The organism is Tahibacter harae (assembly GCF_024437735.1).
GTDB lineage: Bacteria > Pseudomonadota > Gammaproteobacteria > Xanthomonadales > Rhodanobacteraceae > Tahibacter > Tahibacter harae.
This window is the reverse complement of the sequence record NZ_JANFQO010000004.1, coordinates 106,201-129,223: the sequence shown is the minus strand read 5'-3', so window position 1 is coordinate 129,223 and position 23,023 is coordinate 106,201. Positions and strand designations below refer to the sequence as shown.

The following is a 23,023-nucleotide window of genomic DNA, read 5'->3' as shown; positions in this document are numbered from 1 at the left end:
CGGCAACATCGACCAGGTCGCAGTTTCGGGCGATTTAACGCGCGCGGTTAAAGAGACGTAATGTGGCGTGCAAGGCGGCCTCATTCCTCGAAGCCGTCCTGGAACAGGATGTCGCCGCCGAACAGGCCGACCAGCACCGGATCGTGGTCGGAAGCGCGATAGGGCGCGGCATCCAGTACCAGACTGCGCGGCGGCTTCAGCGCGGAACCGTTGGGTTCTTCCTGGTAGGCCGGTTCGCCGGTGTCCTTGACGTCGTCGTTGTAGTCGAACTGCGGCAGCTCGTCGGCATTGATATGCCAGGGCGCGATGCCGACGATCTGGCCGGCCAGGCTGGCGCTGGCAAGTGCATAGTCGAGATGGCCGAGCTGGCCGTCGAACAGGTAGGAATACGCCTGCGCACCGCCCAATGCGGCGAGCAGGTCGACATAGCCTGCGCCGGTCAGGGTGGTGATCGGCGTTTCTTTCGCATAGGCGTTGTAGTCGCCCAGCAACAGCACGTCGGGATCGTTGGCGGCCGGGATCACCGTTGCGTCGATCCAGCTCAGCAGGCGCGCGGCCTGCTGGGTGCGGCGCGCGGCGTAGCAGGCCTGGCCGTCGCCGCTGTCGCTGTCGCCGCCGCTGGCCGAGCCGCAGCCCTTGGACTTGAAATGGCTGGCGATCACGGTGAAGCGCTGGCCCCGCGCCGGATTGGCCGCATCGACCACGTCGAAGGTCTGCGCCGTCGGCGGACGGTTGTGGATGCTGTTCATATCGGTCAGTGCGGAACCCACCGGTGCGAGTACGCCGCTGCGGTAGATCAGCAGCACGCGGATCGCATCCGTGCCGAGCGCGCCGCCGGTGTTCACCGCGACATACGGCTGCGCGCCGCCGCAGCGCGCGTTCACCGCGCCGAGCAGGTCGTTGATGGCGGCGGCAGTTGCGCCGTTCTCGATTTCCACCAGGCCGAACACGTCGGCGTCGAGGCCGCACAGCACGATGGCAGTGCGTTCGCGCTGGCGGTCCAGCTCGGCCGCGCTGTCGGCGCCGCGGCAGTCCTGGCCGCCGCTGGGGCCGCAGGGGCCGGAGTTGGAGCTAGACGTGGTATCCAGCGTGGTGAAGTAGTTCAGCACGTTGACGCCGGCCGCCTTGATCGCGCCGCCGACCACCGGTGCCTGCGCCGGCCGCACATTGACCGGCGTGAACGCCACCGGCGTGCTGCGCGTGGGACGGATGCGCCAGGCATCGCTGCCGCTGGTGCCGTTGAAGGACCAATGCAGCACGCCGGTGAGATTGTCCACGCGGTCGCCGCCGCGGAAGAAATCCGTGCCGTGCACGCCGGCGGAGAAGCCGCCGTTGGCCTGGGGATGGAAGAAATACTGCGCGCCTTCAGGCAAGGTCAGTGGCCAGTTCTCGACATTGTTCTCGTCATCGAGGAGGACGCGGCGGCGCGCCAGCGCCTGCAGATGCGCGGCGTTGCCGCTGGCACTGGGCGCGTTGTCCTCGGTGAACTGGCGCGGACGAGCGCCCTGGTACAGCTCGATCTGGCCGTAGCGGGCGAGTTCGAAATATTCCGCCACGAACAGGCTGTCGCTGAAGCGCACCAGCATGCTTTCGCGCGCTTCGTAGTAGGCATTCAGATCGCCGGCCACGGGCAGGGCGACAGTGGCCGGCGTGATCGCGCCGAGGTTGTTGCCTGCGTCGGTGACGACGACGGCGGCGGCCGTGCTGGCGCTGATCTCGGTCAGGCCGAAGAATTCGCTGACCAGGCCGGTGGCGCGCACCCGCTGGCCTTCGCCGACTGGCGTCGGGCAGGCGCCGCAGTAGATGAAGATGCCTTCGGAGGTGTTCGGGTCGGCGTCGGCATCGGCGTCCTCTTCCTGCAGGAAGAAGCCCGACAGCTTGCCCGCGCCCTGATAGCTCGCGGTGACTATGCCTTCGACCGAGACTTCCACGTTGCTGCCGATGGTCGTGGCGGCGCCGTTGCCCTGGACGTCGTGGATTTTCGCCAGCGGCAGGGCGTCGTCGTTGATGATCGTACCTGTGGCCTGGCCGTCGGCGACGAGGGCATTGACGACATTGCCGACGCTGACCAGGAAGGTCTCGTCGGGTTCGGCATCGGTGTCGCCATTGATGACGACATCGAAGGTGTAGCTGCTGCTGCCCGCGGCGATGGTTTGCGCCGTCAGTGCGCTGGCGACGTAGTCGCTGCCGGCTGTGGCGGCGCCGTTGCTGGTGGCGATGTCGAACGTGACGCCGCCGGCCGGAGCCGGCTGGTTCAGGTTGACGGTGAAGCTCAGGACCGACGTGCCGCTGTTGCCTTCGGCGCGGCCGGCGTCGGCGATGCTCAGGGACAGCGGCTGCGGACCGCTGCCGTGGGGCGTGACCGAGAGATCGTCCATGGCCAGGCCGTGGTCGGCGCCGCCGTGGTCCGGATCGGCCCAGCGCAGCATGATCTCGCTGCCGTCGGGCAGGCTGATGCCGCTGAGGGTGAAGTTGCGCGCGACGCGGTTGGCCGCGAGGTTGCCGTTCAGCGCGGCGGCCGCGCCGCCACTGACCGGACTGGTCATGTCCAGGCTGGTCACCGCGGTGCCGCTGCTCTGGAATTCCGTCAGCGAGCCGGTGACCGCCGGCGCGATCAGATAGGAGAACGTGGCAGTCTGCGCGGCTGCGCCGCTGTTGCGCCACTGCTCCACGGTATAGGCCACGTCCAGCGAGGTGATGGTGCTGCCGGTGGCGTTGCGCAGGCGCAGGCCGTAGTAAATATCGCCGACCGCCGCATTACCCGAGCCCACCGACCCCAATGCGCGTTCGTTCGCACCGGCGGCGCCGTAGCTGTACAGGTTGCCGGCGTTGCCTGCGCCGGTATCGGCGACGATGCTGCCGCCGCTGCCGGTGCGCGCGTGATACCAGCCGGCCAGCGTGGTGTTGTTCGACCAGGCGCTGCTGCCGCTGGCCGGCAGCGCATTGAAGTTCTGCGTATACGCAGTATCCAGCGCGTTCAGCGCCACCTGCGCCGAAGCCGGCGCCGCGGCCAGCAGAAGAAGGGCGCAGGCGCCGTAAGCCCGCCGCAGCGGGTGCGTTGCAAAAATCATGACGTGACTACCCCTGAAAGTGGACGACGATCCATGGCGCCGCCGCGCGCGGGTCTGCGCGGTGCCTGAGCAGTGAGAGCGCCATGCGTCCGAGCATGCGGACGGCGCGCGACACCGCGGTTACATCGCGATGATCGCGCGGTGATGCAAAAAGCTCAGCCTGGCCCTGCGGACTGCAGCGCGTTCGCCACGGCGGTGCGGAAGGCATCGATGCCGGGCCAGCTGGTGATGCGGCCCAGGCGCCGGCCGTTGCGGAACACGAAGAAGGTGGGAATGCCGTGCAGGCCGAAGCGCGTGGCCATGGCTTCGTCCTCGTATACGTTGCAGTGCAGCCAGCGCACCTGCGGCCAGTTCATCTGCGCGGGCTGGGCCAGCATGGCGCGCTTGGCGATATCGCAGTTGGGGCAGTCGCGGCCCCACAGGAACAGCAGATCCAGCGCGGCGCCGCTCTCGGCGAGCACGCTGTCCAGCGTGCTGCTGTGGACGAGCTGCATGGGAAAACGCTGGAAGAAATCCGGCACCGCGCTGTCGCCCATGGCTGGCTCCTGCTTCAGGATTTTTTCTGCGGCCGCTTCCAGCCGGGCAGGCTGAGCTGGCGCGCGCGGGCCACGGTCAGCTCCTTTTCCGGCGCGTCGCGGGTAATGACCGAACCGGCGCCTATGGTGGCGCCGGCGCCTATGCTCACCGGCGCGACCAGGGCGCTGTTGGAACCGATGAAGGCGCCGTCGCCGATGTGCGTGGTGGATTTGTTCACGCCGTCGTAGTTGCAGGTGATGGTGCCCGCGCCGATGTTGACGCCGGAACCGACTACCGCGTCGCCGAGGTAGCTCAGGTGATTGGCCTTGCTGCCGGCGCCGAGCACGGTCTTCTTGGTCTCGACGAAGTTGCCGATGTGCACGCCGGCGGCGAGTTCGGTGCCGGGGCGCAGACGCGCATACGGGCCTATGACGCAGGCGCCGTGGGTGACCACGCCGTCGAGATCGCAGTGGGCGAGCACGCGCGTGCCCGGTGCCAGCGTGGAATCCTTGATGCGGCTGAACGGGCCTATCGTGACTGCATCGCCGAGCTGCACATTGCCTTCGAGGATCACGTCGACATCGATCTCCACATCCTGGCCTACGGTCACGCCGCCGCGCAGGTCGAAGCGCTGCGGATCGGCCAGGCGCACGCCGGCGCTGCACAGCGCGCGCGCCTGGCGCTGCTGGTAGCGGCGCTCCAGCGCGGCCAGCTGCCAGGCATCGTTGGCGCCGAAGGCTTCGTGCGCATCGCTGCACAGGGCGCAGGCAGCGGGCTCGCCGTCGGCCGCGGCCAGGGCGAAGACGTCGGTGAGGTAGTACTCGCCCTGGGCGTTGTCATTGCCGATGCGGCCCAGCCAGCCGCGCAGGCGCGCGGCGTCGGCGGCGACGATGCCGGTGTTGACCAGGGTGATGGCGCGCTGCTCGTGGCTGGCATCCTTCTCCTCGACGATGGCGCGCACCTGGCCCAGGCCGTCGCGCACGATGCGGCCGTAGCCGGCGGGCTCGATCAGATCGGCGGCGAGCACGGCGAGGCTGGCGTCGGCATCGGCCAGCGGGCGCAGGGTGGCGGGAAGGATCAGCGGCACGTCGCCGTAGAGCACCAGCACGCGCGCCGCGTCGGGAATCTGCGGCAGGGCCAAGCTGACCGCGTGGCCGGTGCCGTGCTGCTCGGCCTGCAGCACCCAGCTCAGGTCGGCGGACCCGGCGAAAGCCTCGCGCAGCTGCTCGCCGCGGTGGCCGTAGACCAGGTGTATCGCCGCCGGTGCCAGCGCGCGTGCGGTGTCGATCACATGCGCCAGCATGGGCCGTCCGGCCAGCGGCAGCAGCACCTTGGAGCGGGCGGATTTCATGCGCTTGCCCTCGCCGGCGGCGAGGACGATGACGTGCAGGGGAGCGGACATGGGCGGCCTGGTTGCGGAGCTGGCCGGATTATCGCAGCCCGCGGCGGATTTCGGCCAAGCGCGCGGCTATCGCGGCAGCGCTGGCGGCAGCGCCGAAGCGCTGTTCCAGGCTCAGCCGCGCGGCCTGGCCCAGGCGCCGGGCATGTGCCGGGTCGTCGGCCAGGCGGCGCAGCTGGCGCGCGGCGGCTTCGATGTCGGGGTCGGCCCAGTGCTGGCCGCGCCAGTCCGGGTATTCGTCCTGGCCGACTGCGATCAGCGTATAGGGAACAAGGCAACTGGTGGATTCGTCCATGAATTGCATATTCCCGGAATACGCCGTCGCCACCACCGGCTTGCCCAGCATCATGCATTCGGCCAGGCCCAGGCCGAAGCCTTCGGAGCGGTGCAGCGAGAGATAGGCGTCGCAGCAGGCCTGCAGCGCCCACATGCCGTCGCGGTCGAGGAAGCCGTCGCGCAGTTCTATGCGCTCGTCGCCGGCGATGGCTTCCTGCAGTGTGCGCAGCGCCTGCGGCAGGCGCTGGCCGTTGATGGTCTTGAGCACCAGGCGTACGTCGCGGCGCTCGCGCGGGAACGCGGCGCGGAACGCGGCCACGGCGGCCTGCGGGTTCTTGCGCGTGATCCAGGAATTGAAATCGAAGCTGGCCAGTATGACGAATTCGTCGTCGGGCAGGCCCAGCGCGTGCCGCGGCGGCGGCGGTACGCGCGGCTGCTGCAGGGCGAGCGGGATGACGTGCACGGGTTTGCCGGTGCAGGCGGCGACCGCGTCGCGCACGAACTGCGACAGCACCCAGATCTCGTCGACCAGGGCGAACGAGCCCAGCCAGCGCTGCGGGAAGCGCTCCAGCTCCCAGAACCAGCAGCCGATGTTGTAGCGCCCGGCGAAGGCCTGCGCGCCCAGGTGTTCGTGCACCACCGGCATCTGGTCGGCGTTGATGCAGAACAGGTTGATGTCCTGCGGCAGGCGCGGGTCGAGGAAGGCTTCCAGGCGCCGGTCCTGCTGCCGGCTGGCCACGCCGATCTCGAAATTGCGTACCGTGAACGGAATGCCGGCGTGCTGCAGCACCGCGGCGTAGTTGCGCAGGATCTCGGCCACGCCGAATTCGCCGCGGGCGTAGCCGATCAGATTGAGGCCGTCGTGCGCGCTGGGCGGCGCCGGCGGTGCCGGCGCGGCGGCGGGCTGCGGTGCTGTGGGCACGAAGGCCTGGCGTTCCAGCCGGCGGCGCAGGCGATGGCGCCAGCTCGCCGGCAGGCGGCTGTACGCGGCCAGGGCCCAGCGGTGGCGGCAGCTCCAGTCGATCAGCTGCAGCAGCAGCGCGCTGGCGTGCGGAAACGCGCCGGCGGCGCGGCGGCGGTCGCCGTGGACGTCGAAGGCCGGGCCGCCGCCGGCGCCGGCCTGGCTGAAGGCGGCGCGCACGGGTTCTATATGGCGCGCGGCGATGCCGAATTCGCGCGCGGCCGAGCGCAGGTACCAGCGGATGAAGCCTTCGCGTCCTTCGCGCTCGCCCAGGTCGAAGGCCGCGTGCAGATCGCCGCGCAGGCGCCAGGCGGCGTACATCAGCCGCGTGACCGGCGCATCGGCGCGCTGGGGCAGTTCCTCGCAGGGTTCGTCGTAGCGCTCGCGCCGCATCTGCAGCGGCTGCAGCTCCGCCTGGGCGCGGCCCTTGTCGAAATAGCGCCGGTACACCGCGCGCATGGGACGGCTGATGATTTCGCCGTCGGGAAAGCTGGCAAAGGCATAGGGCCGGCCGCGGTGGCGGACATGGCCATTGGCGGCGAGGCGGCCCAGGTATTCCTCGTACAGCGGTCGCAGCGCGCCGAGACTGCCGGCGCGGTAGCGGTCCTGGTGACGCGAGAACAACTGCGGCTGATCCAGGTCCACGCCGCTGAAATGCACGAAGACCAGCGGCCGGGCATTGGCCATCCAGACGCCCTGCTCGTGCGTGACGCGGCGCTGGGCTAGGTTCCAGTAGGCCAGGTTGTAGCCGTCGTCGCGCAGGATGTGCACGTCGGGGAACAGGCCGGGCACCAGGTCCATCCATTTCTGGTCAGTGAACAGCCCGGCGGCGGGATCGGCGACGCAGCCGAATTCGAGCTTGTCCGCCCACCAGCCGATCAGGTCGTCGGTCTGCGCATGCGGGCCGAGCGCGATGAAGCCCAGGTTGTAGGTGCCGCTGGAGAGGATGGCCAGCTCGCCCGGATGGCGGTCGTCGCTGACCGGCGCATTCAGATGCGGCGTCAGCACCGCCAGCGCACCGCGCTCCAGCGCCTGCTGCACGGCGTCCAGCGGCGCCAGCACGTAGGTATCCGGATCGAGGTAGACCAGGCTTTCCTGCGCGTGGCGCCGGCGCAGCCAGCGGAACACGTAGGGCTTGATCGCGGTATTCAGTTCGAGGATGTCGTAGCGGAAGACGAAGGCGTCGAAATCCGGCAGGTCCAGCGCCTGAATCGGAATCAGCTCGAACAGCGGATCGGCCAGCGCGGGATCGTCGGCGCCGCCGTCGGCCAGCGCCAGATAGCGCCGGCTGTGCGGGTGCTGCGCCGCCAGCGACTGCATCAGGGTGAGGGCATAGGCCAGGTAGTTGCGCGATACGATGGTGAAGAAGATCACTGTCAGTTCGCTGTCCCTGGCGCCGCCCCCGCGCAGGATACTGCGGCCTTCCGGCAGGCGGAATAGTTCAGGCCGGCGCGCTGCGCTATGCTCGCGCCGCCCTGGCTATCCGAGCGCGCATGCGCCTGCACTTCTTCGAGCTGGTCTGGTTCAGCACCTACGCCGAGCTGCGCGCCGAGCGTTCGCGCAGCTACCTGGGCCTGGCCTGGTGGCTGGTGGAGCCGGCGCTGATGATGGCCGCGTTCTGGCTGGTGTTCGACCGCATCCTGGGTACCGGCGGGCCGGACTACCTGCCTTTCCTGCTGGTCGGCCTGGTGGTGTGGCAGTGGTTCAAGTCGAGCATCGTCCACGCGGGACTCGCGATCTGGATGAACCTGGCGCTGATCCACCAGGTACGCATGCCGGTGCTGGTTTTTCCATTTGTGCATCTATTGTCCGATGCGCTGAAATTCGCCTTCGTCTTTGTGCTGCTGCTGGCGGTGCTGTGGCTGGCCGGCTATCCGCCCAGCGCGGCCTGGCTGAGCCTGCCGCTGCTGCTGGCCTGCCTGCTCGCCTGCGCCGGCGGCTGTGGCCTGCTGCTGGCGGCGCTGATGCCGCTGCTGCCGGACCTGCGCTTCGTGATCGAACAGCTGCTGACGGTGCTGATGTTCCTGTCCGGCGTGGTGTTCTCGCTGCAGCGCGTGCCGGCGCCGTACAGCGACTGGCTGGCGTGGAACCCCGTGCTGCTGCTGCTGGAGGCCCTGCGCGGCGTGCTGCTGCAGGGGCAGTGGCCGGACTGGGCCATGCTGGGGCGCATCAGCCTGCTCGCCGTGCTGCTGGCCGGCGTGGGTCTGGCCGCGGTACAGCGGCTGGCGCCGCGCTATCCCAAGCTGGCGGTCTGAGATGGACAGTGTGATCAGCCTGCAGCAGGTCGGCGTCGCCTTCCACGCCCAGCGCCGCCTGCGCAGCGCGCCGTACTGGGCGCTTGAGGACGTGAGCCTGGAACTGGCGCGGGGCCAGCGCCTGGGCGTGGTCGGGCGCAACGGCGCGGGCAAGAGCACCTTGCTGCGCGTGCTGGCCGGCATCCTGCAGCCCGACCGCGGCCGCCTGCGGCGGGCCGATGTGTCCTGCCAGCTGCTGTCGCTGTCGCTGGGCTTCGTGCCGCATCTTTCCGGCCGCGACAACGCCGTGCTCTGCGGCCTGCGCCTGGGCCTGCGCCGGCGCGAGATCGACGCCCAGCTCGCCGCGATCTGCGACTACGCCGAACTGGGCGACTTCTTCGAGCAGCCGGTGACCAGCTATTCCAACGGCATGATCCTGCGCCTGGGCTTCGCCGTGGCGATACAGGTACAGCCCGATGTGCTGCTGCTGGACGAACTGCTCGCGGTCGGCGATGCGGCGTTCCAGCAGAAATCCTCGCTGGCGATCAACGAACGCATCCACGCCGGCACCACGGTGGTGCTGGTCAGCCACGACGAAGACAAGATCGCGGATCTCTGCGACAGCGTGCTGTGGATGGAGCAGGGACGCAGCGTGCTGTACGGGGATTGCGATACGGTGCTCAAGGCGTATCGCGCTGCCGCGCGCTGAGCGGCGGCGAAACGGGAGTTTTCCGGCACGGGATTTCGCCGCGCGCCGGATGGCGTGGATCAGGGCTGCCTGCCCAAATTCGATGGAGTCGGATCCGTCCAGGAAAATCGGGTTCGGTTGCGGCACGGTGATGGCGAGATCGTCGATCACGCCGTCCGCCGGAGGCGCCAACAGCGTGCCGGCGCTCAGATCGCAATTCTGCTGGCTTTCGACGAAGCTCACCAGACAGGCCTGCTGCTGAACCGCCGCGCGCTCAATGCGGCGCGCGGCGGTTCTGTTGCCGTTCCGGCTGGTGCGGATTCAGCCTGAGTTGCCGCTGAATCTGTCGCGGAAAATCAGATCCTCAACCGGAATCACAATCGTCACGTCGTCGATAAGGCCGCCCGCGGGCGGTGTCAGCAGGGTGCCGGCGTTGAGGTTACAGTTGGTCTCGCCGCCCGTGTTGCCGATCTGGCAGTGCTGGCTCGGATGCAGGAAACCATCGCTGCGGGGGGGCTGCGCGGCGAACAGGTAGTAACCGGCAGAGTCCAGGCCGTCGATCGTGAACGCGCCGTTTTCGTCGGCAAAGACGGGCTTGCCGACCTTGCCATTGGAGGCCGGTATCGGGACCACGGCGTAGCCGGCTGCGGGCGTGCCGCTGCCTTCGAAGACGACGCGGCCGCGCAGGCGCGCGCCGGGCTGCAAGGCGAAGTCGATGCCGCTGAGGTGCTCGCCAGGTGGCACGTACAGCGTCGGGTAGGTTGCCGTATATAGGCTGCAGAACAGATTGCTGCTGTCGCAGGGCCTATCCTGCCAGGCCAGGTCGATCCACGGCTGACCGTCCTGTTCGGTGCGTAGCACGAAGTCGTAGGTTTCCATGGCTTCTATGTTGTAGTAGCCGTTGCTGTCGGTGAGCACAGTGCTTGTTGGAAAAAAGCCGGTCTCGGGCGGAATCGGGTACCGCATGATGCCGGCCGATACGCGCATGCCGGCGATGGGTGCATTGCTGCCGGCGGCGACGACGCGACCGCGAATGCTGCGTAGCGGATCGACACGGATCGTGTCGAGATCGTAGACCCCGGGCGTTCGCCCCACCTCGACCGGGGCGCCGGCAGCGATGTCGCAGGAAGCCGTCGTGCACGGCAGTCCGGGGTAGATCACCGCCGTGTAGTCAATCCCGGAAAGCGGCCTCAGCAAGACGCGGACCGTGCCTGGCAGCAGGGGGCCGAGATATTTACGGCCCAGTTCGTCGACGGTATTCCGGCTGAGAAAACGGTCGGCCGTATGTCCCTGGGTGAAGTGCCGGACGTTACTGCCGTTGCCGTTGCTGATCATTCGTGTGCGCAGGAAGCTGCCGCGGCGCAGGTCCAGCTGCAGGCTCTGCTGGCCCGGCGTCAGGGCCAGCGCAGTAGACGCCAGCGCGTCGCAGGCCACTTGCAGGTTGTCGCAATGCAGGTCCGGCCAGTAGTAGTCAAGCAGCGGCAGCTGCGGCGTATCCGACTGCGCGCCGCGCGCGCGCAGCTGATAGTTGCCTGGATGCAGGATCCCCAGCGGGAACTCGCCGGTGGTCTCATTGGCCCGTATGGTCAGGCTCAGATGATGGGCTGCGCCCGGCGCGCCGGCCCAGGACAGGAACAGTTGCGCGTTCCGCGCGGGCAACTGTGCATCGGCATCGCGCGCGCGAATCTGCAGCCGCACGCCGTGCGGCAGGCTGAAATCCGCCGTGCTGAGTGTGCCTGCACCGACTGCAAATCCCGGGCTCACGTAAAGGCAGCGGGAAATGCCGTTGCACGGTATACCAGCCTGTGTACGCGCAGCGTGTGTCTGGCTGCTGGCGATGGCGACGACGTTGCCGGTGAAACCCCGCTCGATGACGTAACGGCCGTTCTTGTCGGTCTGCGTGCTGCCCAGGAAGGTTTCCCAACCCAGGCTGACCGGCTGTGTATAGAGCGTGACCGTCGCGCCGGCCAGCGGCTGCTGCGTGGCTTCGTCCAGGACCTGTCCCTGGATGGTGGCGGCGGATACGGGAGCTGCAGCAGCGGCGAGCAGCAGCGGGATCAGGAATCGGTACATGGGCCTGCCTTGGCGGGGGGAGTTTGTACTCGCTGAGACGCGGCCGCGCTTCCTGTCCCCCAAGTGGCATTGGATTGCCAGGCCTGACCGGGCGGTGTGGGGCAGGCTTGGATTTCGTTGTGCCAAGGCAAAAAAAACGCCGGCATGAGCCGGCGTTGGAGTGACGCATGAAACGGTGTCGGGTCAGGCGTGGCGGAAAACGGGCCGGGCAGTTGCCGGCGCGTGTTGCTGCCGGGACCGGAGTGGCCTTGCATGCCGCAGCAGCTCTTTTCTCGCGTTCCCGCGCCTGATCCGTCTTAGTGCTTGAGCGCCTTGCGCAGCCGCTCCAGCGCCTGCAGCTGGGCCAGGGCCTGGGCCAGTTCGGCCTGGGCCTGGGCGATTTCCAGCGCGTCGGTGCGGTTGGCCAGGGCGCGTTCGGCGGCTTCCTTGGCCTTGTTGGCCGCGGCTTCGTCCAGGTCCTTGGCGCGGATGGCCGTGTCGGCCAGCACGGTGACGACCTGGGGCTGCACTTCGAGGATGCCGCCGGAAACGTAGAAGAACTGCTCTTCGCCGTTTTCCAGGATCACGCGGACCTGGCCCGGCTTCAGCCGCGTGATCAGCGGCGCATGGCGCGGCGCGATGCCGAGTTCGCCCATTTCGCCGGTGGCCACGATCATCTGCGCGGAACCGTGGAAGATCTCTTCCTCGGCACTGACGATGTCGCAACGGATGGTGGACATTGGTGCTTCTCTCGCTTTGCTCGTTCGCGGGATTGGGTATTGGGGTTCCGGGGTTCGTCAACGTGCGGCTAGGCAGCTTTGCGTGTCCCGAAACTCCAGATCTCCAATCCCGGCTTCAATCCGGGATCCGCCGGCTCTCCCGCCGTCGCGAATCCCGAATCCCAAATCACCAATACCGGCTCTTACGCCTTCTCGGCCATCTTCTTGGCCTTCTCGATGGCCTCGTCGATGCCGCCGACCATGTAGAACGCCTGTTCCGGCAGGTGATCGCATTCGCCGTCCACGATCATCTTGAAGCCGCGGATGGTTTCCTTCAGCGAGACGTACTTGCCCGGCGAGCCGGTGAAGACTTCCGCCACGTGGAAGGGCTGCGAGAAGAAGCGCTCGCACTTGCGCGCGCGCGCCACGACCTGCTTGTCCTCTTCGCTCAGTTCATCCATGCCGAGAATGGCGATGATGTCCTTGAGTTCCTTGTAGCGCTGCAGCGTGCCCTGCACCTTGCGCGCGACTTCGTAGTGATCGCTGCCGATCACGTTCGGGTCGAGCTGGCGGCTGGTGGAATCCAGCGGGTCCACGGCCGGGTAGATACCCAGCGAGGCGATGTTGCGGCTCAGCACGACGGTGGCGTCGAGGTGGGCGAAGGTGGTCGCCGGCGACGGGTCGGTCAGGTCGTCCGCGGGCACGTACACGGCCTGGATCGAGGTGATCGAACCGGTCTTGGTCGAGGTGATGCGTTCCTGCAGCACGCCCATTTCCTGCGCCAGCGTCGGCTGGTAGCCCACGGCCGACGGCATGCGGCCCAGCAGCGCCGACACTTCGGTACCGGCCAGGGTGTAGCGGTAGATGTTGTCGACGAACAGCAGCACGTCGCGGCCCTTGCCCGAGGCGTCCTTCTCGTCGCGGAAGTACTCGGCCATGGTCAGGCCGGTCAGCGCCACGCGCAGACGGTTGCCCGGCGGCTCGTTCATCTGGCCGTACACCATCGCGACCTTGTCGAGCACGTTGGAGTCTTTCATTTCATGATAGAAGTCGTTGCCCTCGCGGGTACGCTCACCGACGCCGGCGAACACGGACAGACCCGAGTGTTCCTTGGCGATGTTGTTGATGAGTTCCATCATGTTCACGGTCTTGCCCACGCCGGCGCCGCCGAACAGGCCGACCTTGCCGCCCTTGGCGAACGGGCAGACCAGGTCGATGACCTTGATGCCGGTTTCCAGCAGCTCGTTGCTGGACGCCTGCTCGGCGTAGCTCGGGGCTTCGCGGTGGATGACCCAGCGGTCCTGCTCGCCGATCGGGCCGGCTTCGTCGATGGGGTTGCCCAGCACGTCCATGATGCGGCCCAGCGTCTTCACGCCGACCGGCACCTTGATGCCTTCGCCGGTGTTGCGCGCGATCAGGTTGCGCTTGAGGCCGTCGGTCGAGCCCAGGGCGATCGAACGCACGATGCCGTCGCCGAGCTGCTGCTGCACTTCCAGCGTGATTTCGGTGCCGTCGACCTTGAGTGCGTCGTACACCTTCGGTACCTGGTCGCGCGGGAATTCGACGTCGACCACGGCGCCGATGATCTGAACAACTTTGCCCTGGCTCATAGGGAAACTCCGATGCTTTGAACTGTTTTACGGCGAGGCCACTGCAGCCGCACCGCTTGAATTTTCAGTGGAGAGTGGCGCCAGGCGGAAAACCAGGGACTGCGGACTTGCTCGCGCTCGCTGTTTTCCCGTTTGCCGCCGCTCTTTTCCTCGCTTACACCGCCGCAGCGCCGCCGACGATTTCCGAGATTTCCTGGGTGATCGCCGCCTGGCGCGCCTTGTTGTAGATCAGCGACAGGGTTTCGATTGCCTTGGATGCGTTGTCGCTGGCGGCCTTCATCGCGACCATGCGCGCGGCATGCTCGCTGGCGAGGTTTTCCAGCGTGGCCTGGTAGACCAGGGACTCGATGTAGCGCGTGAGCACGTGGTCGAGCACCACTTCCGGACCCGGTTCGTAGATGTAGTCCCATTCGTGCGTCGTGCTCAGGCCGTTGGACGGCGGCAGCGGCAGCAGGGTGTCCACGGTCGGCTTCTGCGTCATGGTGTTGACGAAGTCGTTGTAGACCAGCTTGAGCTGGTCGATACGGCCTTCCGTATAGGCGTCGAGCATGACCTTGATCACGCCGATCAGCGCGTTGAGCTGGGGCTTCTCGCCCAGGTGCGTGGCGCTGCCGACCAAGTTGACCTTGAAACGCTTGAAGAATGCGTTCGCCTTGGAGCCGATGGCGACGACGTCGATCTCCACGCCGCGGTCGCTGAGTTCGCGGATCTCGGGGATCATGCGCCGGAACAGGTTCGAGTTCAGGCCGCCGCAGAGACCGCGGTCGGTGGACACGACGATGTAGCCGACACGCTTGATTTCCGGGCGCGCCACCATGAACGGGTGCTGGTATTCGGTGTTCGCCTTGGCGATGTGGCCGATCACCTGCCGCATCAGGCGCGCGTACGGGCGCGAGGCCTTCATCAGGTCCTGCGCCTTGCGGATCTTCGAGGCCGAGACCATTTCGAGCGCGCGCGTCACCTTGCGGGTGTTCTGCACGCTCTTGATCTTGGTTTTGATTTCTCTGCCGCCTGCCATTGTTTCGCTCGCTATGCTGGTTCAGTAGTACGGGGTGGTGCAGGTGTCGCGGGACGCGCCGGGCGGCGCGTCCCGCGGGAAATCACCAGCTGCCCGTCTTCTTGAACTCGGCGATGCCGGCCTTGAAGGTGGACTCGATATCGTTGTTCCAGTCACCCGAAGCGACGATCTTGTTCATCAGCTCGCCGTGATTCTGGTGGAAGAACGCATGCAGGCCCTTCTCGAACGCGAGGATCTTGTTGACCGGCAGGTCGTCCAGGAAGCCCTTTTCGGCGGCGTAGACGGACAGGGCCAGTTCCGCGATGGACAGCGGCGCGTACTGGTTCTGCTTCATCAGCTCGGTCACGCGCTGGCCGCGTTCCAGCTGGGCGCGGGTGGCGGCGTCGAGGTCCGAGGCGAACTGCGCGAACGCAGCCAGCTCGCGGTACTGCGCCAGGGCCAGCTTCACGCCGCCGGACAGCTTCTTCACGATCTTGGTCTGGGCGGCGCCGCCGACGCGGGACACCGAGATACCGGCGTTCACGGCCGGACGGATGCCGGCGTTGAACAGGTCGGTTTCCAGGAAGATCTGGCCGTCGGTGATCGAGATGACGTTGGTCGGCACGAACGCGGACACGTCGCCGGCCTGGGTCTCGATGATCGGCAGCGCGGTCAGCGAGCCGGTCTTGCCCTTCACCTCGCCCTTGGTGAACTGTTCCACATAGTCCTCGGAGACGCGGGAAGCGCGTTCCAGCAGGCGCGAGTGCAGATAGAACACGTCGCCCGGATAGGCTTCGCGGCCCGGCGGACGGCGCAGCAGCAGCGAGATCTGGCGGTAGGCGACGGCCTGCTTGGAGAGGTCGTCATAGATAATCAGGGCGTCCTGGCCGCGGTCGCGGAAGTATTCGCCCATGGCGCAGCCCGAGTACGGCGCGATGTACTGCAGCGCGGCGGATTCGGAGGCCGAGGCGGCGACGACGATGGTGTGGTCCAGCGCGCCGTTTTCTTCCAGCTTGCGCACGACGTTGGCGATCGAGCTTTGCTTCTGGCCGATCGCGACGTAGATGCACTTAATGCCGGTGCCCTTCTGGTTGATGATCGCGTCGATCGCCAGGGCGGTCTTGCCGGTCTGGCGGTCGCCGATGATCAGCTCGCGCTGGCCGCGGCCAATCGGGATCATCGAGTCGACGGACTTGTAGCCGGTCTGCACCGGCTCGTCGACCGACTTGCGCCAGATCACGCCCGGGGCGACCTTTTCGATCGGCGAGAGGATCTTGGCGTTGAGCGGACCCTTGCCGTCGATGGGATTGCCCAGCGCGTCGACGACGCGGCCGAGCAGTTCCGGACCGGTCGGCACTTCGAGGATGCGGCCGGTGGTCTTGACGGTGTCGCCTTCGCGCAGGTGCAGGTACTCGCCCAGCACCACCGCGCCGACCGAGTCGCGCTCGAGGTTCAGCGCCAGGGCGAAGGAGTTGCCCGGCAGCTCGATCATTTCGCCCGACATCACGTCGGCGAGACCGTGGATGCGCACGATGCCGTCGGACACCGAGGTGATGGTGCCTTCGTTGCGCGCTTCGGCCGTGGCCTGGAACTGCTGGATGCGGCTTTTAATAAGCTCGCTGACTTCGGACGGGTTGAGCGTGGTTTGCATGGGTTTTCTCGCTTGAGGCGGATCGCACGGATCCGCCGACATGACGACAATTTTTTAGTGAGTCAGCGTTTGCGCCAGACGTTCCAGGCGGCCGCGCACCGAGCCGTCGATGACGGTTTCGCCGGCGTCGATGATCGCGCCGCCGATGACCGATTCGTCGATCACGCTGGTCAGCTCGATCTGGCGGCCGAAGCGCCTGGCCAGCGACGCCTTGAGCGCGTCGGCCTGGGCGGCTTCCAGCGCCACGGCGGCGCGCACGGTCACCTTCAGCACACCCTCGTCGGCGCGCTTGAGCGCGGCGAAGCCGTCGGCGACGTCGGCGAGGATCGGCAGACGGCGGTTGGCGGCGAGGGTGGCGATGAAGTTGGCGAAGGCCGAATCGGCCTTCTCGCCCTGGGGCAGGAACAGGCCGACCAGCTTCTCGCCGCCGAAGGCGGGATTGCCGATCAGGGTCTGCACCTGCGCGTCGCGGGCGACGGAGGCGGCGAACTGCAGCTTGGACGACCACTCGGCCAGCGCGTTGGACTCGCGCGCCAGGTCGAACGCGGCGCGGGCATACGGACGGGCAAGGCTTTCGGCGCTGCTCATGGATCAGATCTCTTTGGCCAGGGCGTCGAGCAGGTCGCGGTGGCGGGCCTGGTCGATCTCGCGCTTGAGGATCTTCTCCGCGCCGGAAACGGCCAGCGCAGCGACCTGCTGGCGCAGGACTTCGCGGGCCTGGTGCGAGAGCGAGTCGATCTCCGCCTGGGCGATGGCCTTCTGGCGCGCGCCTTCGGCGACCGCATCGGCCTTGGCCTTGTCGACGATCTGGTTGTACTGCTGGTTGGCGCGCTCGACGATCTGGGTCGCTTCCTCGCGGGCCTTGCGGATCTCGTCGGCGACGCGCGAATCGGCGTCCTTGAGTTCCTGGCGGGCGCGCTCGGCGGCGGCAAGGCCGTCGGCAATGGTCTTCTGGCGCGATTCGATCGCTGCATTCAGCGGCGGCCAGATGAACTTCATCGTGAACCAGACGAGGATCCCGAAGGAGATCATCTGGCCGAAGAAGGTCAAGTTGATATTCATCGTATGACTCCTCAGGCAATCGCTACGGACACGCCGGACGGCGTGGCGAACGCAGGGCGCGCGCCGGTGAAGGCGCGCGATCTGCAGGCGATTCGCGCTATTACTTCGGCAGCGCGCTGAGCAGCGGGTTGGCGATGCCGAAGAACAGGGCCACGGCCAGACCGATAATGAACGCCGCGTCGATCAGGCCGGCCAGCAGGAACATGCGGCCCTGCAGCATCGGCACCAGTTCCGGCTGGCGGGCGGCCGATTCCAGGAACTTGGAACCCATGATCGCGATGCCCAAGCAGGCGCCCAGGGCGCCGAGGCCGATGATGATGCCGATGGCGATGGCGGTCAGGCCCTGAACGTTGGCGATGAATTCCATGGTGAATCTCCTCGAAGAAAAGTCAGAAACGGATAGTCAGGAACGAAAAGGGTGCAGCGTCAAAACCGATCAATGGCCTTCGCGGGCGCCGGCGATGTAGACGACCGTGAGGATCATGAAGATGAAGGCCTGCAGCAGGACGATCAGGATGTGGAAGATCGCCCAGGCGGCGTTCGCGATGATGCCCGGCACCAGCGTGACGCTGCTGGCGAGCATGCCGGCGATCAACATGAACACGAGTTCGCCGCCATACATGTTGCCGAACAGTCGCATCGCCAGCGAAACCGGCTTGACCAGCCACTCGACGATGTTCATGAAGAGGTTGACCGGTGCAAGCGCGATGGCAGCCGGACCATGGGCATGGAACGGCGCGGTCAGCAGCTCTTTGCCGAAGCCGAAGCCGCCCTTCGCGGAGATTGCATGCCCCAGGAGGATGAAGAAGACCGAGACGGAGATGCCGAGCGTGGTGTTGAGGTCGGCGGTCGGCACCAGGCGCCAATAGGTGTGATGCGCGGTTTCGGCGCCGGCCGTGGTATGGACGAGCCAGCCGGGCAGGTCCAGCGGCAGCAGGTCCATCGCGTTCATGAAGACGATCCACATGAAGATGGTCAGCGCCAGCGGAGTGACCGAGCGGCGGTCGCCGTGGAAAGTGTCTTTCACCTGGCCGTCGACGAACTCGACGATGATCTCGACGAAGGCCTGGCCCTTGCTCGGCACGCCGGCCGTTGCCTTGCGCGCTTTCAGACCAAACCAGATCACGAACACCAGACCCAGCAACAGCGACACCAGCCAGGAGTCGAGGTTGAACCCGCTGCCCACACTGATAACGTGGTGGGTCAGGTGATGGGTGATGTATTCGTTCAAACCGCCTGTCGCTGCCTCGGTGGCCACAAGAAACTCCACTATTCCTTGAACCGCAGTCCCGCCAGATGCATCAGCAGGGCTGCCGTGAAACCCGTGATCACCGCCAGGGGCGGCAACCTCCAAACTGCGAGCAGGCCGAAAAGCCCGCCGACCAGCAAAGCCCATTTCAACAACGTGCCCAGCAGCAGCCCCCAGAACGCTGCGGCACCGCTGATTGCGTTGCCGCGGAACATGCGCGCGGCCAGCAGGGCCGTCCCCAGCGCCACCAGCACGCCGCCCGCAAGGGCGCCTGTCGCCGGACGCCATCCCTGCGCCAGAAACAGCAATGCCATCAGAAGGGAAACTCCCGCCTGGGCGAACACGATCCGAGTGGCCATACGCCGGCCGGCGGCGATGGAATTTCTCACTGGGAACTGCCCTGGCGGTTGACCGGCCCCACGCACCGTGCGGTACGCGCACCAGTCACTAAGCAGCGGAATTATAACAGCCAGTTTTGAAGCGTCGCAACCAAAATGGCCGCTGTTTCCGCCCCGCGCCGGACCCTTTTCAGGGACTCAGGGCGAAGCGGCAGGAGAAGTTCCAGATCTCGGTCAGATGGCTGGCGGTGTAGGTGTGTCCACCGACGAAAACGCGGTAGTTCAGGTCGCCGTCGAGCGTCCAGCCGGCGGCCTGGAAGCGGCCGGGATCGAGATCGGCGCTGTAGGGCGGGAAGCCCATCGGATCGCTGTTGCCCAGGTGTATGTCCAGCGGCAGCTTGCGCGCCTGAGTGTTCAGGCGGTTCTGGCAGGTGGCCTCGCTGTCGCCCAGGCAGGCCGCGGCGAACAGGCGGCCGGCGCTGACGGCGTAGCTGGCCAGGTGGTTTTCGTCCAGCGCCGGCACCGCGCCGTTGACCAGCAGGTCATGGGCGATGTGGCCGCCGGCGGAAAAGCCCCACAGCAGAATGCGGCTGTCGTCGATGTTGTAGGCGGCGCGCAGGTCGGCCATGAGCGCGGCGAGGAAGGTGTAGTCGTTCGGCGGCGCGGCCCAGGGATTGGTCCACGAGCCGGACGCGCCGTTGGCCACCGGCGCGGCGACGATAAAGCCGCGCGTGCTGGCGACGGTCTGCCAGGTGTTGCGCACATCCTGGGCGTAGCCGTCGGCCATGCTGCCGGCGGTGCCGTGCAGGGCCACCACCAGCGGCGCCGGGTACGCCGGGTTGTAGCCAGGCGGAATGTAGAGATGGACCGTCTGCGTGCCGCTGCCCAGCCCGGCGATGGCGTAGTTGCGCACCTGCCGTCCCGGCGCGGCGCCGCCGCTGCCCAGGCTGGGCGTGGACGGCACCCATTCGTTGAACTGCAGGCCGCTGCGGAAAATGCGGTCGTTGCTCGCGTTGCAGGCCCAGGCGGGCAATACGACGGTCTGGGCGGCCTGCAGCGCAGGGGCGAAGGCGAGCAGCAGCGGGAGCAGATTGCGCGGCAGCGACATGGCGATGGGCGTTTGCCGTGGCGTCGATGAGGAAGTATGGGCCGCGCGCGCCCGCTTCAATCGCGAAGCATTGCGCAGTGCCGGCGTGACGGGTTGCGCAGCCTGGCGCGAAAGCGCACTGCGGCGTTGGCGCGGCAATCCGGCGCTCGGCATAATCGCGGCGACCTCGCGGCAGGGCACGGAAGGCAGCATGGCCAAGGCTAATGACCTCTATGTGGATGTCGCGGCAGGGCAGTACCTGTTCCGCGAAGGCGATGCCGGGGCCGAGATGTACATCATCGAGTCCGGCCGCATCGCCATTCTGCGCGCTGCCCGCGGCAGCGAACCGCTGGCCCTGCTGGAGCCCGGCGATTTCCTCGGCGAGATGGCCATACTTGAAGACCAGCCGCGCTTCGCCTCCGCCCTGGCCCAGGCCGATACCCGCCTGCTGCGCATAGAGCGCGGCGCGTTCGCCGAACTGCTGCGGCAAAATGTGGAAATTGCCATCCGCATCATGCGCAAGCTGGTGCTGCGTCAGCGCCGCACCGAGCTGCGCGTGAATGAATTGCAGAAGGCGCTGCAGCAGTTGCGGGATCCGGCGGGGCAGGCGGCGGTTGCGCCAGGGGCTGCGGGGCAGGCTGCCGTGGAGCGCGCTGCGGCCGGTTCGGCACCGGCGCCGGCTGCTGTGCCAGTCGCGCCTGTAGTAGTCCCTGCGCCCGCGGATTCCGCGGCGGTTGCAAGGCCGTCTGCAGCGGCCCAGGCACCGGCTTTCGCGGGTGCGCCAGTGCCAGCGCCGCCATCGGCACCACCCGCAGTTGCACCAACGCCGCCCGCACCGTCCCCGCCCGCGGCAGCGCCGCCGGTTGCTGCGCCGGCGCCTGCCGCGCGCGAATCTGCCGGTCTGGCCCTGCTGCATGCCGCCACGGGCGAGCGCTTCGTGCTGGAGCCCGGCCGCAGCGAATTCCTGGTCGGGCGCATCGATCCGGTCACCGGCATAACGCCGGAAATCAATCTGGGCCCGCTGGACACGGCGCGCAGCCTGAGCCGGCGCCACGCCAAGCTGCTGCGCCAGGGGGCGCTGCTGTTCCTGCGCGAGGAAGTCGGCACGGCCAACGGCACCTTTCTCAACGGCCAGCGCCTGGCTACCGGCGCGGCGGTCGGGGTGAAACCCGGCGACCGGCTGCGTTTCGGTACTATCGAAATCGAGCTGATCGCGCTCTGAGCGCGCCAAGGAGAACCTATGAGCAACGAACGCATCGCGGCGCTGGAGGCCATCGACGTCACCGCGGTCGACGCGCTGAAAGCCCTGAAGGCCGAGCAGGACGTGCTGGGCGAGCGCCTGCAGCAGCTGGAGGAAAAGCGCGGCGCCGTGGCCGAACCGGTCTACCTGCGCGTGCGCGGCGACTACGAGACGCGCAGCCGCGAACTGGAGCAGAAGGCGCAGCCGCTCAAGCAGCAGGCGCGCAGCCGCTACGCCGAGCTGAGCAGCCTGCTGGAGCGCTATACCGGCGACCACGAGGCGATCACGCTGGACCGCCAGGAGATCGAGTTGCGCCACCAGCTCGGCGAATTCGACAAGGGCGAATTCGAGCAGCGCATTGCCAAGCTGGAAAGCGAGCTGGCGGCGCGCTCCGAGGCGCTCGAGCGCGCGCGGGAGCTGAAGGCGCGCTTCCTCGAAGCGTTCCATTCCGAGGAAGAGTTGCAGGCGCCGGCCGCCGCCGTCGCTGCGCCGGTTGCTGCCGCACCGCCGGCGCCACCGGCCGCACCCGCGGCGGCAGCGCCTGCCGCGCCGCCAGCCGCTGCTTCCGCCGCGACCGTGGCCGCACCGCTGCCGCCGATCCCGCCCGCCGCCAGTGCGGCCACCGTGCCGTCCGGCCTGCGTACGTTGGAAGCCGACCTGGCCAGCGACCAGACCCAGGTACTGCCGCCGCTGTCGGCCCTGCCGCCGCTGCCTCCCGTGCCGCCGGCGCCGCCGGTTCCTCCGCCGGCGGCCGTGCCGGCCGCCAAGCCGTCGCGGCCGCCCAGCGAGACGCAGATAATGCCGGTGCTGGATATCCCGCTGCCCGCGCGCAACAGCGCCACGCCGGCGGCGGCCTCCGGCGCCACCGTGGTGGTGCGCGCCGCGCGCCTGGTGCCGCAAAACCCCGAAGCCGGCAAGAACAGCGTGGTGCTGGGACTCAATTCCGTCAGCATCGGCGCCGACGGCAACAATGAGGTGCGTGTGGGCGGCCCGGGCGTGGACGCCAGGCACGCCCAGCTCACCGTCAGCATGGCCGGCTATACCGTGGTCGACCTGGGCTCGCCGCACGGAACCCGGGTCAATGCGGAGAAGATCCGCGAACGCCTGCTGCGCGATCAGGACGTCATCCAGATCGGCGCGGCGCGCTGGGTGTTCCGCGAGGGCTGAAGCCGTGGCGCTGGAACTGGCCTGCGGGCAGCAGGGACAGGTGCATATCGTGGCGGTCGGCGGGCGTCTGGACGCCGACGGCGCGGTCGATCTGGAGCTGGGCCTGCAGGAGCTGGAGGCCGGCGGTGCGCGGCATTTCGTGGTCGATGCGGCCGGCCTGATCTATGTCTCCAGCGCCGGATTGAAGACCCTGGCGGCGTTCGCCGCGCGCGTGGCCGCGCAACGGGGTTCGGTGCGTCTGGCCGGCGTACCACCCGCGCTGCAGGCGGCCTTCAAGGAGGGCTTGCCGCGGCAGATTCCCACCTATGCCGACCGCAGCGGCGCGCTGGCCGCCCATCCGGCGACCGGGCTCGCTCCCGACCTGTTGCAGGCAGCCTCGCGGCTGATGGGGGCCGAGGCCGGATTGCCGGCGGTGGCCGAGCGCAGTGAATTGGGCCAGGCTGCCGAGCGCCTGCTCGACGCCAAGGCCGTGCCGGGCCAGCCCGAAGTACCCAGGCCGCCACGGGCGCGCACGCCGCTGCCGCCGTCGCGGGAGCCGGAACGCGATCCCGAGCCCGAGCCGGATACCGGCCTGGGTGGAAAGCTGCGCCGTCTGCTGGGGCCCAAGCAGCCCTGATCCTGCTGGCGGGGCGGCAGTCCGCGGGCAGGGCGGCGCCGGAGCCGGCATCGAGGGGAATGGTGCCGGCGCAGTTGCGGCGGTGGCGCT

Annotated in this window: 21 protein-coding genes; 6 read left to right on the top strand and 15 right to left on the bottom strand. The window is 67.8% G+C overall.

What is annotated here, in order from left to right; all coding sequences use genetic code 11:
- Positions 1 to 80 precede the first annotated feature (80 nt).
- From NM961_RS05605 to NM961_RS24125, 4 genes are all read right to left on the bottom strand, one after another.
- Entirely contained in the window at positions 81 to 3,071 is a 2,991-nt protein-coding gene (locus NM961_RS05605; protein WP_255912559.1) for an ExeM/NucH family extracellular endonuclease, read from the bottom strand.
- A 155-nt stretch (positions 3,072 to 3,226) separates the two neighbouring features.
- Positions 3,227 to 3,607, bottom strand: a complete 381-nt coding sequence (locus tag NM961_RS05600) for a thioredoxin family protein (RefSeq protein ID WP_255912550.1) — start codon at positions 3,605 to 3,607, stop codon at positions 3,227 to 3,229.
- 14 nt (positions 3,608 to 3,621) lie between these two features.
- Positions 3,622 to 4,989, bottom strand: coding sequence for a bifunctional UDP-N-acetylglucosamine diphosphorylase/glucosamine-1-phosphate N-acetyltransferase GlmU (glmU, locus tag NM961_RS05595; RefSeq protein WP_255912548.1), 1,368 nt, complete (start codon positions 4,987 to 4,989; stop codon positions 3,622 to 3,624).
- Positions 4,990 to 5,017: 28 nt separating this feature from the next.
- Entirely contained in the window at positions 5,018 to 7,597 is a 2,580-nt protein-coding gene (locus NM961_RS24125; RefSeq protein ID WP_255912546.1) for a glycosyltransferase family 4 protein, read from the bottom strand.
- 119 nt (positions 7,598 to 7,716) lie between these two features.
- Here NM961_RS24125 and NM961_RS05585 point away from each other — a divergent pair, with 119 nt between their 5' ends.
- Genes NM961_RS05585 through NM961_RS05575 form a run of 3 tightly spaced genes read left to right on the top strand, consistent with a single transcriptional unit; the run spans position 7,717 to position 9,475 of the window.
- Entirely contained in the window at positions 7,717 to 8,478 is a 762-nt protein-coding gene (locus NM961_RS05585) for an ABC transporter permease (RefSeq protein WP_255912538.1), read from the top strand.
- Position 8,479: 1 nt separating this feature from the next.
- Positions 8,480 to 9,166, top strand: a complete 687-nt coding sequence (locus NM961_RS05580) for an ABC transporter ATP-binding protein (RefSeq protein ID WP_255912536.1) — start codon at positions 8,480 to 8,482, stop codon at positions 9,164 to 9,166.
- A gap of 54 nt (positions 9,167 to 9,220) precedes the next feature.
- Complete coding sequence (locus NM961_RS05575; RefSeq protein ID WP_255912534.1) at positions 9,221 to 9,475, top strand: hypothetical protein; 255 nt, start codon at positions 9,221 to 9,223, stop codon at positions 9,473 to 9,475.
- Here the strand turns inward: NM961_RS05575 and NM961_RS05570 are convergent.
- From NM961_RS05570 to NM961_RS05520, 11 genes are all read right to left on the bottom strand, one after another.
- A complete protein-coding gene (locus NM961_RS05570; protein WP_255912532.1) occupies positions 9,467 to 11,218 on the bottom strand; it encodes a carboxypeptidase regulatory-like domain-containing protein in 1,752 nt (583 codons plus the stop codon). The genes NM961_RS05575 and NM961_RS05570 overlap by 9 nt on opposite strands.
- A 296-nt stretch (positions 11,219 to 11,514) precedes the next feature.
- Positions 11,515 to 11,937 (bottom strand): F0F1 ATP synthase subunit epsilon, encoded by a 423-nt coding sequence (locus tag NM961_RS05565; RefSeq protein WP_255912530.1) that lies wholly within the window; start codon positions 11,935 to 11,937, stop codon positions 11,515 to 11,517.
- Positions 11,938 to 12,119: 182 nt separating this feature from the next.
- The gene (gene atpD, locus NM961_RS05560; RefSeq protein WP_255912528.1) at positions 12,120 to 13,526 is read right to left on the bottom strand and encodes a F0F1 ATP synthase subunit beta; all 1,407 of its coding nucleotides are present in this window, start codon (positions 13,524 to 13,526) and stop codon (positions 12,120 to 12,122) included.
- Between the two features lie 154 nt (positions 13,527 to 13,680).
- Positions 13,681 to 14,544 carry a F0F1 ATP synthase subunit gamma gene (gene atpG, locus NM961_RS05555; RefSeq protein ID WP_255912526.1) on the bottom strand — a complete coding sequence of 288 codons (864 nt, stop codon included), beginning with the start codon at positions 14,542 to 14,544 and terminating at the stop codon, positions 13,681 to 13,683.
- A gap of 82 nt (positions 14,545 to 14,626) precedes the next feature.
- Complete coding sequence (gene atpA / locus NM961_RS05550) at positions 14,627 to 16,174, bottom strand: F0F1 ATP synthase subunit alpha (protein ID WP_255912524.1); 1,548 nt, start codon at positions 16,172 to 16,174, stop codon at positions 14,627 to 14,629.
- A gap of 54 nt (positions 16,175 to 16,228) precedes the next feature.
- Positions 16,229 to 16,762, bottom strand: a complete 534-nt coding sequence (locus NM961_RS05545) for a F0F1 ATP synthase subunit delta (RefSeq protein ID WP_255912522.1) — start codon at positions 16,760 to 16,762, stop codon at positions 16,229 to 16,231.
- Between the two features lie 3 nt (positions 16,763 to 16,765).
- A complete protein-coding gene (locus NM961_RS05540) occupies positions 16,766 to 17,236 on the bottom strand; it encodes a F0F1 ATP synthase subunit B (RefSeq protein WP_255912512.1) in 471 nt (156 codons plus the stop codon).
- 100 nt (positions 17,237 to 17,336) lie between these two features.
- A complete protein-coding gene (atpE, locus tag NM961_RS05535) occupies positions 17,337 to 17,603 on the bottom strand; it encodes a F0F1 ATP synthase subunit C (RefSeq protein WP_255912510.1) in 267 nt (88 codons plus the stop codon).
- 69 nt (positions 17,604 to 17,672) lie between these two features.
- Positions 17,673 to 18,494: a F0F1 ATP synthase subunit A gene (gene atpB / locus NM961_RS05530; protein WP_255912508.1), complete on the bottom strand. Its 822-nt coding sequence runs from the start codon at positions 18,492 to 18,494 to the stop codon at positions 17,673 to 17,675.
- An 11-nt stretch (positions 18,495 to 18,505) separates the two neighbouring features.
- Positions 18,506 to 18,844, bottom strand: a complete 339-nt coding sequence (locus NM961_RS05525; protein ID WP_255913091.1) for an ATP synthase subunit I — start codon at positions 18,842 to 18,844, stop codon at positions 18,506 to 18,508.
- A 169-nt stretch (positions 18,845 to 19,013) separates the two neighbouring features.
- On the bottom strand, positions 19,014 to 19,931 hold the full coding sequence (locus NM961_RS05520; RefSeq protein WP_255912506.1) for a CE1 family esterase: 918 nt from the start codon (positions 19,929 to 19,931) through the stop codon (positions 19,014 to 19,016).
- Positions 19,932 to 20,121: 190 nt separating this feature from the next.
- On the opposite strand from NM961_RS05520, the gene NM961_RS05515 reads away from it, so the two are divergent.
- Genes NM961_RS05515 through NM961_RS05505 form a run of 3 tightly spaced genes read left to right on the top strand, consistent with a single transcriptional unit; the run spans position 20,122 to position 22,933 of the window.
- Positions 20,122 to 21,132, top strand: coding sequence for a cyclic nucleotide-binding domain-containing protein (locus NM961_RS05515; RefSeq protein ID WP_255912504.1), 1,011 nt, complete (start codon positions 20,122 to 20,124; stop codon positions 21,130 to 21,132).
- Between the two features lie 18 nt (positions 21,133 to 21,150).
- The gene (locus NM961_RS05510; RefSeq protein ID WP_255912502.1) at positions 21,151 to 22,317 is read left to right on the top strand and encodes an FHA domain-containing protein; all 1,167 of its coding nucleotides are present in this window, start codon (positions 21,151 to 21,153) and stop codon (positions 22,315 to 22,317) included.
- A 4-nt stretch (positions 22,318 to 22,321) separates the two neighbouring features.
- Entirely contained in the window at positions 22,322 to 22,933 is a 612-nt protein-coding gene (locus tag NM961_RS05505) for an STAS domain-containing protein (RefSeq protein ID WP_255912500.1), read from the top strand.
- Positions 22,934 to 23,023 lie beyond the last annotated feature (90 nt).

What these genes read in the sequence shown, in the direction of transcription:
- NM961_RS05605 (WP_255912559.1), bottom strand. Translation starts at nt 3,071, where the DNA reads ATGATTTTTGCAACGCACCCGCTGCGGCGGGCTTACGGCGCCTGCGCC.
- NM961_RS05600 (WP_255912550.1), bottom strand. Translation starts at nt 3,607, where the DNA reads ATGGGCGACAGCGCGGTGCCGGATTTCTTCCAGCGTTTTCCCATGCAG.
- glmU (WP_255912548.1), bottom strand. Translation starts at nt 4,989, where the DNA reads ATGTCCGCTCCCCTGCACGTCATCGTCCTCGCCGCCGGCGAGGGCAAG.
- NM961_RS05585 (WP_255912538.1), top strand. Translation starts at nt 7,717, where the DNA reads ATGCGCCTGCACTTCTTCGAGCTGGTCTGGTTCAGCACCTACGCCGAG.
- NM961_RS05580 (WP_255912536.1), top strand. Translation starts at nt 8,480, where the DNA reads ATGGACAGTGTGATCAGCCTGCAGCAGGTCGGCGTCGCCTTCCACGCC.
- NM961_RS05570 (WP_255912532.1), bottom strand. Translation starts at nt 11,218, where the DNA reads ATGTACCGATTCCTGATCCCGCTGCTGCTCGCCGCTGCTGCAGCTCCC.
- NM961_RS05565 (WP_255912530.1), bottom strand. Translation starts at nt 11,937, where the DNA reads ATGTCCACCATCCGTTGCGACATCGTCAGTGCCGAGGAAGAGATCTTC.
- atpD (WP_255912528.1), bottom strand. Translation starts at nt 13,526, where the DNA reads ATGAGCCAGGGCAAAGTTGTTCAGATCATCGGCGCCGTGGTCGACGTC.
- atpG (WP_255912526.1), bottom strand. Translation starts at nt 14,544, where the DNA reads ATGGCAGGCGGCAGAGAAATCAAAACCAAGATCAAGAGCGTGCAGAAC.
- atpA (WP_255912524.1), bottom strand. Translation starts at nt 16,174, where the DNA reads ATGCAAACCACGCTCAACCCGTCCGAAGTCAGCGAGCTTATTAAAAGC.
- NM961_RS05545 (WP_255912522.1), bottom strand. Translation starts at nt 16,762, where the DNA reads ATGAGCAGCGCCGAAAGCCTTGCCCGTCCGTATGCCCGCGCCGCGTTC.
- NM961_RS05540 (WP_255912512.1), bottom strand. Translation starts at nt 17,236, where the DNA reads ATGAATATCAACTTGACCTTCTTCGGCCAGATGATCTCCTTCGGGATC.
- atpE (WP_255912510.1), bottom strand. Translation starts at nt 17,603, where the DNA reads ATGGAATTCATCGCCAACGTTCAGGGCCTGACCGCCATCGCCATCGGC.
- NM961_RS05525 (WP_255913091.1), bottom strand. Translation starts at nt 18,844, where the DNA reads ATGGCCACTCGGATCGTGTTCGCCCAGGCGGGAGTTTCCCTTCTGATG.
- NM961_RS05520 (WP_255912506.1), bottom strand. Translation starts at nt 19,931, where the DNA reads ATGTCGCTGCCGCGCAATCTGCTCCCGCTGCTGCTCGCCTTCGCCCCT.
- NM961_RS05515 (WP_255912504.1), top strand. Translation starts at nt 20,122, where the DNA reads ATGGCCAAGGCTAATGACCTCTATGTGGATGTCGCGGCAGGGCAGTAC.
- NM961_RS05510 (WP_255912502.1), top strand. Translation starts at nt 21,151, where the DNA reads ATGAGCAACGAACGCATCGCGGCGCTGGAGGCCATCGACGTCACCGCG.